We start from the raw sequence: 14,942 nt of genomic DNA on the forward strand, positions 1-14,942 counted from the left end.
ACCTTAATCTCCTGCGTCATAGTTTATCCCCTAAATAAGTTAATGTCTATTACCCTGATAACATTCCAAATCAAGACAACAAGCAACCACCTGCATAAATAGGAACTTCTCCTTGAAAATCCCACATTGCGCTCTGACAAGTCTGACAATTTTTACCTTTGTCTGTGCAATCTAATATTCGACCATTTTCATCAGAAAACTTCGTGTACTCAGAATACGTAATATCAGCCACAGTATCATCTCTTGTAACAAGCTTACCGTCTGCTGTATTAACAATTACCAACGGCTTTCTCTGAGAAATTGTCGCAACTGGTTTACACTTATTGACATCAGTATCACCCCTTCCTATTTTTGTAAATCGTATACAAGAGTCATCACGAAAAAATGGAATATCAACAATACCATTAAAGTGATCATTCCATATTTCTAAATGTTTGAAACCCTTATAATAGTCGGATGACATACCTATACAATTCTTATTAAAATATCCTGACCACCAAGTTACAGCATCTACAACATTTCTACTACCGTTGTCACAATGATTAACATTTAGACCAAATTGTCTGGTAAGATAAGTTCCATTTTGAATTTTGTCAATAATGTCACTACTTAGCTCAGGATACCATATATTCAATACCTTTTTAGTATAAAATTTATCTCCTTCTAGTGTAATATAGTCCTTTCCATGCTTACATTCCATCAATTCACTTACCACTTCATTATTATACATTTTCTAAGTTTTTATAAGCTTCATCTTTCACTACTTCGCAATTTTTTGGAGCTAATTTACATAACCACTTGATATCTTCTATTGCTTCTTTCCAAACCTCATCCATTCTTTGCCTACCCTCTTTAAATTTTTGTCTAATTTCCTTTTCACATCTTTCCTCAATTTCTCTAAGCTCATTTTGACAATTCTCCTTAAGTTGATTTACTAATATTTTCTCACATTTTCTTCGTACCTCATCACATTCACTACCTGTAAATACATTACATGCAATCTCCTTACGACATTCGGAGTTTGCAATCCAATGGCTATTTGTACAACTTTCAGGCTGTGTCATGATTTACCTTCTTTAGATTATAAAATATTTACTTTAGCATAGAATAGTTAATAATTTAATATTATTGGTAGACTATAATATTAAATTACTTAAATTCCTCAGAGTGCAAATTACGTGGTAAAGACTCTAACTCTTTGGCAGTGGTAAGTTCTTTATTTTTTGTATGGATGCCAAGTTTGTTAAATTCTCGAGCAGCAGGAAAGACTCTTGCCTCAAGAGAGCCAGCAGTTTTGTTATAATTTTCCACAGCACTTTTCAGGCTTTTGCGTAAATTATCAAAGTTTTCACCCATGGTGCAGACACGTTCGTATAGAATATGTCCCAGTTCACTAATTTTTTTCGCGCTTTCAGCGATGACCTCTTGTTTCCACCCATACGCTATTGCCCTTAGCAAAGCAATTAAAGTAATCGGTGTGGCAATGATTATCTTTTTTTCCACTCCTATCTCTATTAAGGCAGGTTCATGTTCAAGAGCTGCACTAAAAACTCCTTCTCCGGTCAGAAAAAGTACCACAAGCTCCGGTGTGTTTTCAAATTGATTCCAATACTCTTTTTTTCCTAAATCATTTATATGTTTTTTTATTGCTAGTGAATGATCTTTTAATTTTTCCTTTTGTATTTGCAAGTCATTTTGTGACACAGCTTCAAGATAAGAATCAAGTGGTACTTTGGCATCTATTATTATCTGTTTACCAGATGGCATTTTGATTATCAAATCAGGGCGTAATAAATTATCTTCATTTTTGTCAATTACTGATGGTTGAGTAAAAAAATCACAGTGTTCAATCATTCCAGCCATTTCGACCACCCTTTTTAGCTGCATTTCACCCCATTTTCCTCTAATGTGAGGTTTCTTCAGAGCGTTAGCAAGGTTTGAAGTTTGACCCATCAGCGCACCAATTTGCTCTTTTAGACCTTCATAAGCTCCCACTCTTTCTTTTTCCAGTTCACGTATCTCGCTATCAAACTTTTCCAATTTCTCTTTTATTGGAGTGACAATTTCGTTGATTGTTGCTTGTCTTTTCTTGAAATCGCTCTCAGTTTCTTTTAATTTACCATCAATTACTTCTTTTGCTAAATTTAGAAAGTTATTATTGTTTGTCTGTAAAGCATCAAGAGAAAGTGCTTTGAAAGCGTTTGTCAATCTTGTCTCTGCTTTTTCTAGTAATTCTATCTCTTTTTTCTTCTCCTCACGTTCTTTTTGTAAAGTTATTTCAAGCTCCGCATTTTTGATTCTTAAGTCTACTATTTCTTCACTTTTACTGAGCAAAGCTTGCTTTGCTTCCTGTAGCTCATCTGTTAACTTACATAAATTACCTTCAAGGTTCTCGCGTAATTTTCCATTCTTCTTTGTAACTATATAGAGAAATAATAAAGAAAGGATAAGAAGTATAGAACTGGAAAACATCAGAATACAAAAAAACGCTACCTACAATACTACACGATTTTTATAAAGGTTACAAAAATCGTGTTTACACAAGTAGAAAGATAATTTAACTTAAATGGATGATAGATTACATATTAGCACCTCTTTCCTTACCGCTTTTTCTAACTGAAAATTATCTTGTGATAACTGCAATGATTCCACTTTTAAGTGCAATTATAATTTTCTTTACTGATAAATGGCCTGGCGTAAGTAATGGTGTGACTATTGCCTCTTCTGTGTTACTGTTCATATACGTATGCTTGTGCACCTTGTATTGGGCATCTGGTGATAATTCCAGATTTATTTTAATGGATTTTGGTAACAACCTGCATATTAGCTTAAAGTTGGAATCGATAGGAGTAATTTTTAGTTTGTTAATATCATTTCTATGGATATTAACTAGCATATATGCAATATGCTATATGAAAAATAATTATCCTAATAGCAATTACTCAAAATTTTTATGTTTTCTTTCAATATCTATTAGCTGTGCTGTATTTATTGCATTTTCTGGAGATTTACTGACTACATTTATTTTTTACGAGCTGCTGACCATCAGCACTTATCCACTAGTTACTTATAATGCAATAAATAGACTTCCTTCGCAACCAATTTCTGATGAGTCAGTGATTGCAGGACGTTACTACTTTGGTGTGCTATTTTTTTCCTCTTTGGTAATATTTTTTCCTGCAATAGGACTATTATATCATAAGTTTCATACTTTGGATTTTGTAAGTGGTGGAATATTTAAATTTGATACTTCACTTACTACTTTTGTTACAGTGTGTTTTGCTATGTTAATTTATGGAGTAGGAAAAGCTGTGCTAATGCCAATGCATTTTTGGCTGCCAAAAGCAATGGTGGCGCCAACTCCTGTGAGTGCGTTATTACACGCTGTTGCTGTTGTGAAGTCTGGGGTTTTTATAATAATAAAAGTTGTGCTGTATACTTTTGGCGTCGATAATATGCAACATTTTGTGCAGCAAAACTGGCTTGCTGGAGGATGGTTACCTTACGCTGCAGGGTTTACTATCATTATTGCATCGCTTATTGCACTAAAGCAGAAAGAATTAAAAAAATTACTTGCTTATTCTACCGTTTCTCAATTGTCATATGTCATATTATTTGTTTCAATTTTTAGTGAATTGAGTGCAAAGGTTGCAGTTTTTCAGTTAGTTTGCCACGCCTTTGCAAAAATCACTTTATTTTTTATTGCAGGTAGCATAATAACAAAAACAGGTGAAAAATACATAGATAGAATCCACGGTATAGGGCGAAGCATGCCAATTACCATGATAGCATTTACCATATGTGCATTTTCTATGATAGGAGTGCCACCTGCTCCAACTTTTTGGAGTAAATTTCTCATTCTTCAAGCTGTTTTCAACTCTAGTGATATAGTACTTTTTGTGTTTGTTACTTTGGTTTTAATTGTGAGTACTATACTTAATGCTATGTACTTTTTGCCGATAATTTACAATGTTTTCTTTTCAAAATCCTCTAAAAACTGCTTTATCAAAAAAACACCTGTTTTTCTTATCTTGCCACCGATTGTTACCGCTGTATGTACTTTGGTAATTTTCTTCAGTTATAAAGTAGTACTTTAGAGAATTAATTGTCTTTTCTTTAGATCATATTTTTTCAGTAAATAATGAGGAAAAAGTAAAAGAGCAACATCGTCATTCATCTCCTACTATTCTGTCTCCAGAAGCGCTAGAGAGGGTTTGCAATTCTATAAATTATTTACATAATAATAAGTAATGTGCAGTCAACGAAATTATACAGATAATCTGAAAGAAGTCTTATACAGAAAATAGTTTAGAAATATAATGTTTGTATAAAACCTTGGTTTAAGTATATTATATTATTAACCTTAAGATGATAGGAAATGACAGAATTTAAATCAATTCGTAATATTGCAATCATTGCACATGTTGACCATGGTAAAACTACTTTACTCGATAATATGTTGAAGCAAAGTGGAACATTTCGTGAAAATCAAGAAGTTCAAGAACGTGTAATGGATAGCGGAGATCAAGAGCGCGAACGTGGAATAACAATACTTGCAAAATGCACATCAATCATGTGGGAAGATGAAAAAATTAATATTATTGACACGCCAGGACATGCAGATTTTGGAGGAGAAGTAGAGAGGGTATTATGCATGGCAGATGGAGTGTTATTGCTTGTTGATGCTGCAGAAGGTCCAATGCCACAAACTAAATTTGTATTGTCAAAAGCGCTAAAAGCAAATTTGAAGCCAATCGTAATAATTAATAAAGTCGATCGACCAGATAGCAGGATTGATGAAGTATTAAATGAAATATATGAATTATTTTTTAACTTAGATGCGACTAATGAGCAGTTGGAGTTTCCAGTGCTCTATGCATCAGGCAGAAACGGCTGGTGTGCAAAGGAACTAACAGATGAAAGGAAAGATCTCAGTCCATTATTTTCAACAGTTATTGATTATATAAAGCCTGCAGTTTATGATCAAAATTCACCTTTTGCTATGCTGGTTACTTTACTTGAATCTGATAAGTTTCTCGGCAGGATATTAACAGGAAAAGTTTATCAAGGCGTTGCAAGAGTTAATTCGGATCTTAAGGTACTTGATCTGGAAGGTAAGGTGATCGAACGAGGAAGATTAACAAAATTACTCTCATTTTCCAGGTTAAAACGCATTCCAGTTGAGCAGGCAGTAGCCGGTGATATTATTGCAATTGCAGGGCTTGAGGAAGCTTCTGTTTCAGATACCATAGCTGCACCAGAGGTGACAATTGCCATAAGCTCTACTCCTGTTGATCCGCCAACAATGGCGATCACTATCAGTGTTAATGATTCACCTTTTGCTGGACAAGAAGGAACGAAATTAACCTCAACCGTTATTAAGGATCGTTTATATGCTGAAGCGGAGACTAATGTTGCAATTACTGTAACTCCAACGCCAAGCGGTGAAGCATTTGAAGTTGGTGGACGCGGTGAGTTGCAGCTAGGAGTGTTAATTGAAAACATGAGAAGAGAAGGCTTCGAACTTTCCGTTTCGCGTCCTCGCGTGCTATTTAAAGAAGAAGATGGAAAAAAACTTGAGCCTATAGAAGAAGTGGTGATCGATGTAGATGATGAATATAGTGGAATTATCATGGAGAAACTCAGCTTTCGTAAAGGTGAAGTAATTGACATGAGGCCATCTGGTAGTGGGAGGACAAGGCTAACATTTTTAGTACCATCAAGAGGATTGATCGGTTATCAGGGAGAGTTTTTAACCTATTCCCGTGGTACAGGAATAATCAACCATTTATTCCATAGCTATGCTCCACATAAGGGTCCAATTTCAGGCAGAAGAAATGGTGTGTTAATTTCTACAGATAAGGGTGAAGCAGTTGCCTACGCAATTTTCAATCTGCAAGACAGGGGAATAATGTTTATTAAACCACAGGACAAAGTATATTGCGGTATGGTTGTTGGTCAGCATAGCCGTGATAATGACTTGGAAATAAATGTGCTAAAAGGTAAACAATTAACAAATGTAAGGGCGTCAGGTAGCGACGAAGCTATCAAACTCACTCCGCCGAAAATAATGACATTGGAAGAAATGATAGCTTATATAGATGATGACGAATTAGTAGAGGTAACCCCAAAATCTATACGCCTACGTAAGAGGTTTCTCGATCCCAATGAGCGCAAACGAGCTGGAAGAGCAAGTATCCATTCAGGTGTATGGCTTAAGAAGCAATAGCCAGTAGGTTTTGAAAAGGATTTAACTTCTTTTGCCTCCAAGTCAAGTACAATGAAATTATCCTCTCAAGAAACATATTTCCCCGTTTCGATTGTGTAAAATATGAAACTTTTCGGTAAACAACGTAATGCCGAATCTGTTGCTCAGCATAGTTGTTTGTCAGTGGAATATTTTCTGGATCGTCCAAAAATTTCCACATCATCAGATCCGATTTCATGATATTTTTTGCTACTCGAGACGCTCCAATTGCCTCGGGTAAATTTGATATATTCTTTAAGTAATATCTCGTTCGCTTGCGTAATTTTCTTGCTCTTCTTATGAACCTTAATGTTGTCTATTTCATCCTTTAACAGAGCTTTTTTCAATGCAAATAATTCAGTAGCAACATTCCTTAAATAATACCCCAAAACTTTCACTTCGCTATTCCAACTATGAGACAACCTTTCAAAATCTCTTGCTAAATGTGCCCAACAGACCTGCCTTTTCTTGCTGGAAAAGTAGTTGTAAGCTGCATATCTGTCGGTCACTACTAGGTTGTTATTCTTTCCAAATTTACTATTTTCCAGGACTTTCATCCCTCTTGACTCTGTCAATTTGATCACACTTCCTATTTTGCTCGCAAACATCCAGCACCAGCCCTGTTTACCTTTGTTGTAATGGCTAGTTTCATCGATATGTAAAATTTTGCTCTTGCTTACCTCTTCCTCAATTTGCTCATATGCTTCTTGGCATTTTTCTGCCACTCTAGCCTCGCTATTTGATACACTACCGACGCTGATATCCAGGTTGAAAATGTCCTTTATAATATTTGCCACTTCTTTTTTCGAATTCTTGTAAAATCCACTTAATGCTGTAATTACTGACTTAACTCTTGGACCAAATGTGTCCGCAGTTACTCCTTCTTGTAGCTTGCTACTTTTTCTTTTTCCACATCTTTTGCAACGTCCATGCTCTAGTTGATATTCAACTACATACGGCTTGATTTCCGGCAAATCGACCTTTTGATGAGTATACGGATCTTTTGATACCGCAATTTCTCCTCCGCACTCACACGTATTGGGCAGTTCTATTTTTACCATCTCATCTGCCTCCATTTTAGGGCGGTAACTGCCTTTATGTCCAACCTGTGCTCCTACTTTCCTGTCACTTTTTGGCTTATTTTCCCTCATCTTATATAATTCTTTGGAGCTTGGTATAGATGAATTTTTTGAATTTAAGCCAAGCCTTTCTTTTAACTCAGCGTTTTCGATCCTTAGCGCTTTATTTTCTGCTTTAAGCTCTTCTATTTTTGTTTCTAACTTTTCTATAGTCTGCTTAAACTTTTGCAAAATTCTAAAAGATCAACCATATTACCTCACAGCCACTCTAGTTTACCTTTTTAGCATTCCTTGTCTACTCTTTATTTTACCGCCCGGCTGAAGGATACATTTCAGGCAACTCTACCTTTTAATGTGTAGAACGACGTTTAACCGGTTTGGATTTTTCATTATAAACTGAATTGATATTAAAGATCTTATTAGCTTTTACAGCGATAATCCATAAACTTATGCCTAGGATTGTGAAAAAGACAGAATTGTGAATACTGCTCCAAAAATATTCAAAATACCTAGTGTATAAGTTAATTATAAAAAAAGTGACACCAAAATTACATATCAAAGAGTCATTTTGCTTTATGCCATAATAAATTGCCTTTAAAGTTGCGGCAGTGAAAATAGGTGAAAAGGTGCAGTAATCCTATTACTAAGATCATTCTATGTAAATCTGTACGCGATTTTAGCAGCCTTGATAAAGCAATCAATGCACTTCCATAAAGTAAAAGTCTGAATTGGATGCTTAACCCCAAATAATAATCGTTTTCACCAAGAAGACTAAGCCATTGCCCAAATGCAATCAATGAAAAACACCAAATTAACTTTGATTTCAGCAATGTGCCTAATACTGAATATATTACAAACGAAATTAATATTACATTAATTAAACGACTACCTGTAATATCGAATTTAATCTCGTTTTCTTGCGACACAATAAAAAACATAAGAATAGCACAGGGAGTGAATAAAACTCCTAGAAAGAGTAAGCCTTCATTGCTGTAAAATTTCTCTGGCCATTTTGATTTGCCACACGTTCCAAGGACATAAAATAAAATGTCTAAAGCTGCTACTGCAAAACATACTACTATCTTATCATTTTCAAAGTATCTTGCGAGCTCATCTATAAATGCAGCCGATGCAATAACAAAGAAAAGTATTGAAGATAAGATAATAAATATACTAAGTTTTCTCCAGTCAAAACCTATAACTTCTAAACTATTGCTTAATTTATCAGCCTGCTTTGCAGTGACTAAATTTTCTGCTTTCCAAAAACTTAACGCATTCCTTATGACAGATGCATCTCTCTTATATACTCTCATCACTATTGTCCTGAAAATTATATACTTTTTACAAGATCTTTTACTGCATTAACAGAATTATTAAACATTTCTTGTTCGCTGTCACTCATTTTGACCTCTATCACTTTTTCAATGCCATTTTTACCAATAATGGCAGGAACGCCTATGAATAAATCTTTTACTCCATATTCACCCTTTAGGTAAGCGGCACATGGCAATACACGCCTTTTATCTTTCAAATATGACTCTAACATACACACAGCAGAGGATGCGGGAGAGTAGTATGCAGATCCAGATTTTAGCAGATCAACTATTTCCTTTCCACCATTACGCGTACGTTCAACTATTTCATTAACTTTTTTCTGTGTGATAAGACCCATATCGATAATCTGAGTAAGTGAAATTCCAGCAATAGAAGTGCTATTGATTAGTGGTACCATAGTGTCACCGTGCCCACCAAGCACAAAGGCAGCTATATCTTCAACTGAAATATTTAATTCACTTGCAAGGAAATAACGAAAACGAGCAGAATCAAGTACTCCTGCCATACCAACAATCATATTAGTTGGAAGATTTGAAGATTCATGTACCACTGAAACCATGGCATCCAAAGGATTTGTTACTACTATTACAAACGCACTTGGAGAATATTTTTTGATATTTTCTCCAACATCTTTCATTACTTTAGCATTAGTTTGCAGAAGATCGTCTCTGCTCATCCCGGGCTTCCTAGCAATTCCTGCAGTTATAATTATTGCATCAGAATCTTTGATACCTTCATACTTATTTGTGCCAACTAAATTAACGTCAAATCCATCAATAGGAGATGATTCTGCAATATCTAGTGCTTTTCCTTGAGGAATTACCTCATTGATATCAAGTAAAACGACATCACCAAGCTCCCTAAGTGCAATTATATGTGCAATGGTTCCTCCAATGTTTCCTGCACCAATTAGAGATATCTTTTTTCTTTGTGCTGTCATTTTATATTCCTTATATTTAGCTAGTGTCCTCTATATCATAAATAAAGTAATTACCAGGCGTCAAGCCTGATTAGCATAAGCAAGTGCAGCAACAACGGCAGTATCAACTCTTAAAATTCTTTTTCCTAAGCTTAACTTCTGACTAAATTTATCAGCAAGATTAAGCTCATTAGGTGAAAATCCACCTTCAGGGCCAATGATAATAGCAAGGTTTTTCTTGCCTTTTATCACTTTATCAGGAGATTGCCCTTCACCTGTTTCATCACACAAAACAAAGTTTCTGTTCTGTGAATCAGGCAGATTGCAGAAATTTATAGGAGGCAAAATTTCTGGTATACTTATTCTACCTGATTGCTCTGCAGCTTCAATTGCCTGTGATTTTGCTCTCTCAAAATTAATATTTTTTACTACTGTATATTCTGTCAAAAGAAATTGAATGCAAGTTACCCCCATCTCAGTTGCTTGCCTTATTACATTGCTCAAAGCAGAGCTTTTTACTATTGCACAATACAAATACAGGTTTTCTTCGTCTTGTTGAGCTTTAATGCACTCTTTTAACATCACTTGCACTGACTTGCGTGATATATCAGCTATTTCTCCTAGCCATTCTCCATCTTTTCCATTAAAAAAATAGATATTATCATGCTTCTTTAGTCGCATTACATTACAAATATAGTGACTTTGTTGTTGATTAAGTACTAAACAAATACCCTGTGATAAAGATTCTTCAATATAAAGTCTCACTTGAAACCCTGATTAGAGTGACTCTTACGGGATTTGAACCCGTGTTACCACCGTGAAAGGGTGGTGTCCTAACCACTAGACGAAAGAGTCAATATGAATTAATTAAGTTATAGTAATTACGCGCATAAAGTCAATCCTATTATTTCACAACGCAATGCCTTTTTCTGTGACCTTATCCACTAATAAAGAGAAGATTTTTTCACTTTCTTAGGTTTTTTATCTTCCTCTTTTACGACTTTCTTACCGCCTAATATATCTTTTATTTCATCACCTGTTAAAGTTTCAAACTCTAACAAGTTTTCAGCGACCAGATCCAAATTTTTCCTATTATCTGTAAGTATTTTTTTTGCATTTTCATAGCAAGTAGATATAACTCTCTTCACTTCTTCATCGATAAGCTTCAGTGTATCTTCAGAGATTATCTCAGAGCCTTGAATAGTCTGTTCACGAGTGTGATGCACTGGACCGACTTTGTCACTCATTCCCCATTTTGTTACCATAGCACGCGATAAATCTGACGCCTGTTTTATATCAGATGATGCGCCGCTTGTGACTTTGTCATAGCCAAAAACAAGCTCTTCTGCCACACGTCCGCCCATGGCAACAGTTATATCTGCTATCATCTTTTCTCTTGTATGGGATACTCTGTCGGTTTCTGGTAACCTCATCACTAAACCAAGTGCCCTACCACGAGGAATAATGGTTGCTTTATGTATAGGGTCAGAAGCAGGCATATTTACAGCTATTATCGCATGGCCAGCTTCGTGATATGCAGTAAGCCTCTTTTCCTCTTCAGTCATAATAAGGGAGCGTCTTTCCACACCCATCATCACCTTGTCACGCGCATATTCAAAATCATCCATAGTGACAATTTTTTTATTTCTTCTTGCAGCAATAAGCGCAGATTCATTAACCAAATTTGCCAAATCAGCCCCTGAAAAACCAGGTGTTCCTCTAGCAACTGTTTTTATATCAACATCTGGTGCTATTGATATTTTCTTTATGTGAGTATCTAATATCTTTTCACGTCCGTTTATATCGGGCAAAGTTATAGTAACTTGTCGATCAAAACGGCCAGGTCTTAAAAGTGCTGGATCTAAAACATCAGGGCGGTTAGTTGCAGCAACTATTATTACTCCTTCATTGGATTCAAAGCCATCCATTTCAACTAGTAACTGATTTAAAGTTTGCTCTCTTTCGTCATTTCCGCCACCAAGGCCAATTCCACGATGTCTACCAACTGCATCTATTTCATCGATAAAGATTATGCAAGGAGCGTTTTTCTTGCCCTGATCAAACATATCACGTACACGACTTGCACCAACACCAACAAACATTTCGACAAAATCAGATCCAGAAATACTAAAAAATGGCACATTAGCTTCGCCTGCAATTGCCCGAGCAAGAAGAGTCTTACCAGTACCAGGGGAGCCGATTAAAAGGCATCCTTTAGGTATTTTTCCACCCAGTGCTTGAAACTTCTGCCTTTGCTTTAGAAAATCAACAATCTCTACTAACTCTTCTTTTGCTTCATCAATTCCGGCAACATCACTAAATGTTACCTTCTTTCCACCAGTCATAAGTCGAGCTCTTGATTTACCAAAGCTTATGGTTCTGTTACCCCCCGCTTGTGTTTGTTTTAAGAGGAACAATAACAAGCCAATGAAGATAAACGTCGGAACCCATGAGATAAGCAATCCACCAATTATGCTCATTGCAGAATCTCCTGTTGAAAAGGAGAATGTTACCTTTTTGTCTTGTAGGCTTTTTATTAGGTCACTGTATATAACACCACTTGAATTGAAGTTTGAACCGCTTCTGAGCTTCCCTTCAACGCTCTGGTTTCTTATGACGACACTTTCTACATCATTTTCTTCCAATTTGGTCAAAAATTCTGAAAAGGGTATAGTTGTTTTGCTTTTGCCTATATCTCCACTAAATTGAATAATAATAACTGTAACTAGGACAATAATTACTAACCAAATTAATAATCCTTCTAAAAATTTTTTCATTTCACTTCTAACTAAACGCCCATTAAGCTTAGCAAATTTTGTATTATTGTGCTATTAATAATACATCCGACTATATCATCATTGAAAAACTTCTTCGTGTTAATTTTTAATACACCTATCCTCTAAATACTTCACTACGAAATCCGTCAGCTTATCAAAATGCTGAAAACATAATAAATCCTCAAAACCACTTATTGATTGTCCATATGTAATGGGCAAACAGTTGGCATTTTGTGCACAGAAAATATCTGTTATACTATCACCAACAAAAAATACGTTTTCTTTATTAACAGGAAGTATAAATTCTTCTAATGCAAATAACAATGGGGTTGCAGATGGTTTATCTTCTGCAGTGTCACCTGATCCAACTATTCTATCAAAGTAAGAATCTAACTTGAAATGAGCGACTTCTTCGCACAAGTTAGTATTTTTTTTGTTACTTACTATTGCCAGGTAAACATTGTGGTTCTTTAGTGTCTTTAGCATTTCTTCTACTCCTTCGTTTAGAGTAATATTTTGTAACAGTGCATTGTCCAAATATTTCTGATATATCTGGTTCGCTTTTTTCCATTGATCACCGAATAAAGCGAACATATAGCTCTTCCTAGATTCATGGGAGTTTCTATCTGCAATTTTATTACTATATCCCATTAAGTCTATGGTATGCTGGATAGCATTCAAAATATTGTCTTGAGTGTCAACCAGGGTATTATCCCAGTCAAACACCACTGCTAGAGAGCTATCTTCCATTTGTAAATTGTTATATACTTTAAGTAAATAACATTTTAATAAAGAAAATGTAAACAGGAATGCTTTTAATAAATTTGTTTCATTTCCACCAATGAAACATAAGTTGTGTTATTCTTATAACGCACTATATTTATAATTACCCTGAGATAATAATGCACTTTTTTACTGTCTATCTTGTATGTTTTACTACTATTTTATTTGTTAATATAAATACTTATGCAATTGACAAAATTGATATTATTGCCCCTTCTTCCAGAGGAAAAAAATCTGATCTGATTAGTATAAAAAATTACGTAGAGTCTTTAGGCTTTGATGCTCGCATTTCAAATAAAATATATGGTAGTGGTAATCCCTTTTATTCTAACTCAGATGAATTTAGAGCAAATGACTTGATTAATGCACTAACTAATGATAGCAAGATAATTTGGTGTATCAGAGGAGGAGAAGGTGCTGCACGATTAATTCCTTATCTGGAGAAGTTATCAAGCGATGAGAAAGAAAAAATTGCTCAAGGCGAGAAAATTTTAATAGGCTACAGCGATATAACTGCTTTACATATTTACCTACAAACCAAATATAACTGGCAAACTCTTCATGGTACTATGTTGGAAATGATAGTAAATAATTCTGTGGCTGAAAGTTCTATTGAAAAATTGAAAAGATTAGTTTTAAGCCAACAAAGCTCTGTAAGATTTGATAATCTGAAAATGATCAATAATAACATAAAATTAAAAGACGATAGGTTAGAATTGCTTTGTTGCATCGCTCTTTGGATAGGAGGCAATGCATAATAAATTCATGAAGCTATCTCAAATTTAGCCATGCCTATTTCAGTAAATTTGTTCAGCAAATAACACTTGAGTAGCATTTCTTTCTCACGGTTAATCTCAGATTTGTTCCTAAAACTAAACCCAAATGTTTGCTTCAGTCGCGAGAAAAAACTTTCTATATAAGATCTCTTCCCATAATTTATCTCTTTTTTCCACTTCTTCATACCATCTTCACCATATGACTTTATGAGCTTGATTGTAGAATTTCTCTCAGCCATATAATCCAGCTTTGGATGCTCCACTGCATTGTTTTGCAGAGGAATTTTTGTCTTTATGCCAAGCTCATTGCACAATTTGTATAACTTCTTTCGATTATATGCTCTGTCTGCATATAGTGTGCTTATATTGTATTTAGCATTAGCCCTTGCAATAAGATCACAGGCTCCATAGTGGTCAGAATAAACTCCACTACTGTATTTTGCAGCTATGACTTTTTTGCTACCTATCTCCAGCATTACATGCAATTTTCTTGTTTGCTTATAGCCACGGTACTTTCTATCTGTACCGTTTGCCTTACTATGGCCTGGAATATTATTGTAGATGCTTATTCCAGTGCTATCTATGGCGATCTCAATATTTTCCATACTGTTTTTATCATGTCTTCGATCATTAATTTTTAAGTTAAGCTTTTTGAATCTTCTGGAAGCCTGGGAATAGCTGATAACTTGCAAATTTTTTCCTATTTGCTCAAGGTATCCCGCTATAAACCCCACCGTTTGTCTTAGGCCTATTCTAAACAAATAAGTTATTATGTGAATTAGAATTACGACTTTATCACTATAAATATTGTTGCTACCGGCCATTTTGGGACTTTTTTCGTACCAATTTTCTATGGCATCGTTGACGTAATAAAAAATATTTCCTCTTTCTTGGAGAAATTTGTTATATTCGTAGCAGTTACTGACTTTCATTTTGACTGGCATATTTTTCCTTTGTCGGTTAAATGCCTGTTTATAATGAATTTCGTCAGCAACTGCCAGTTCTTTTTACTTTAGCTATGCAACA

At 35.1% G+C, this 14,942-nt stretch carries 13 protein-coding genes, 1 tRNA gene and 1 pseudogene; 3 read left to right on the forward strand and 12 right to left on the reverse strand.

Translation table 11 applies throughout. The annotated features are described in order from the left end of the window. Positions 1-70: 70 nt before the first annotated feature. The 3 genes from HF197_RS03065 to HF197_RS03075 all read right to left on the reverse strand — a co-directional run bounded on the left by HF197_RS03065 (position 71) and on the right by HF197_RS03075 (position 2,472). Positions 71-730 carry a hypothetical protein gene (locus HF197_RS03065; protein WP_168464229.1) on the reverse strand — a complete coding sequence of 220 codons (660 nt, stop codon included), beginning with the start codon at positions 728-730 and terminating at the stop codon, positions 71-73. Next, on the reverse strand, positions 723-1,064 hold the full coding sequence (locus HF197_RS03070) for a hypothetical protein (protein ID WP_168464230.1): 342 nt from the start codon (positions 1,062-1,064) through the stop codon (positions 723-725). Before HF197_RS03070 ends, HF197_RS03065 begins: the two co-directional genes overlap by 8 nt. 85 nt (positions 1,065-1,149) lie before the next feature. Beyond that, a complete protein-coding gene (locus HF197_RS03075; RefSeq protein WP_168464231.1) occupies positions 1,150-2,472 on the reverse strand; it encodes a DNA recombination protein RmuC in 1,323 nt (440 codons plus the stop codon). 98 nt (positions 2,473-2,570) lie between these two features. Here HF197_RS03075 and HF197_RS03080 point away from each other — a divergent pair, with 98 nt between their 5' ends. Together HF197_RS03080 and typA are read left to right on the forward strand one after the other, a co-directional pair. Beyond that, complete coding sequence (locus HF197_RS03080; protein ID WP_369800018.1) at positions 2,571-4,097, forward strand: proton-conducting transporter transmembrane domain-containing protein; 1,527 nt, start codon at positions 2,571-2,573, stop codon at positions 4,095-4,097. 281 nt (positions 4,098-4,378) lie between these two features. Beyond that, positions 4,379-6,229, forward strand: a complete 1,851-nt coding sequence (typA, locus tag HF197_RS03085) for a translational GTPase TypA (RefSeq protein WP_168464232.1) — start codon at positions 4,379-4,381, stop codon at positions 6,227-6,229. Here typA and HF197_RS07545 read toward each other — a convergent pair. From HF197_RS07545 to HF197_RS03120, 8 genes are all read right to left on the reverse strand, one after another. Next, positions 6,216-6,446, reverse strand: a complete 231-nt coding sequence (locus HF197_RS07545) for an IS66 family transposase (protein ID WP_369800019.1) — start codon at positions 6,444-6,446, stop codon at positions 6,216-6,218. The genes typA and HF197_RS07545 overlap by 14 nt on opposite strands. Beyond that, positions 6,373-7,557, reverse strand: coding sequence for an IS66 family transposase (tnpC, locus tag HF197_RS03090; RefSeq protein WP_256359341.1), 1,185 nt, complete (start codon positions 7,555-7,557; stop codon positions 6,373-6,375). Before tnpC ends, HF197_RS07545 begins: the two co-directional genes overlap by 74 nt. Positions 7,558-7,889: 332 nt before the next feature. Then, the gene (locus HF197_RS03095; protein ID WP_168464233.1) at positions 7,890-8,642 is read right to left on the reverse strand and encodes a hypothetical protein; all 753 of its coding nucleotides are present in this window, start codon (positions 8,640-8,642) and stop codon (positions 7,890-7,892) included. A 14-nt stretch (positions 8,643-8,656) separates the two neighbouring features. Next, complete coding sequence (gene mdh, locus HF197_RS03100; RefSeq protein ID WP_168464234.1) at positions 8,657-9,601, reverse strand: malate dehydrogenase; 945 nt, start codon at positions 9,599-9,601, stop codon at positions 8,657-8,659. A 60-nt stretch (positions 9,602-9,661) separates the two neighbouring features. Next, positions 9,662-10,345: a 16S rRNA (uracil(1498)-N(3))-methyltransferase gene (locus HF197_RS03105; protein ID WP_168464235.1), complete on the reverse strand. Its 684-nt coding sequence runs from the start codon at positions 10,343-10,345 to the stop codon at positions 9,662-9,664. Positions 10,346-10,363: 18 nt separating this feature from the next. Continuing rightward, positions 10,364-10,435, reverse strand: a tRNA-Glu gene (locus HF197_RS03110). An 89-nt stretch (positions 10,436-10,524) separates the two neighbouring features. Further along, positions 10,525-12,357, reverse strand: coding sequence for an ATP-dependent zinc metalloprotease FtsH (ftsH, locus tag HF197_RS03115; protein ID WP_168464236.1), 1,833 nt, complete (start codon positions 12,355-12,357; stop codon positions 10,525-10,527). A gap of 99 nt (positions 12,358-12,456) precedes the next feature. Continuing rightward, positions 12,457-13,107: an HAD family hydrolase gene (locus HF197_RS03120; protein WP_168464237.1), complete on the reverse strand. Its 651-nt coding sequence runs from the start codon at positions 13,105-13,107 to the stop codon at positions 12,457-12,459. A gap of 152 nt (positions 13,108-13,259) precedes the next feature. On the opposite strand from HF197_RS03120, the pseudogene HF197_RS03125 reads away from it, so the two are divergent. Beyond that, positions 13,260-13,892: pseudogene (locus HF197_RS03125) on the forward strand (LD-carboxypeptidase); the annotation flags it as partial. An 11-nt stretch (positions 13,893-13,903) separates the two neighbouring features. Here the strand turns inward: HF197_RS03125 and HF197_RS03130 are convergent. Then, positions 13,904-14,860: an IS5 family transposase gene (locus HF197_RS03130; RefSeq protein ID WP_168463866.1), complete on the reverse strand. Its 957-nt coding sequence runs from the start codon at positions 14,858-14,860 to the stop codon at positions 13,904-13,906. Positions 14,861-14,942 lie beyond the last annotated feature (82 nt).

It is taken from the genome of Wolbachia endosymbiont of Ctenocephalides felis wCfeT (assembly GCF_012277295.1).
Taxonomy (GTDB): Bacteria; Pseudomonadota; Alphaproteobacteria; order Rickettsiales; family Anaplasmataceae; genus Wolbachia.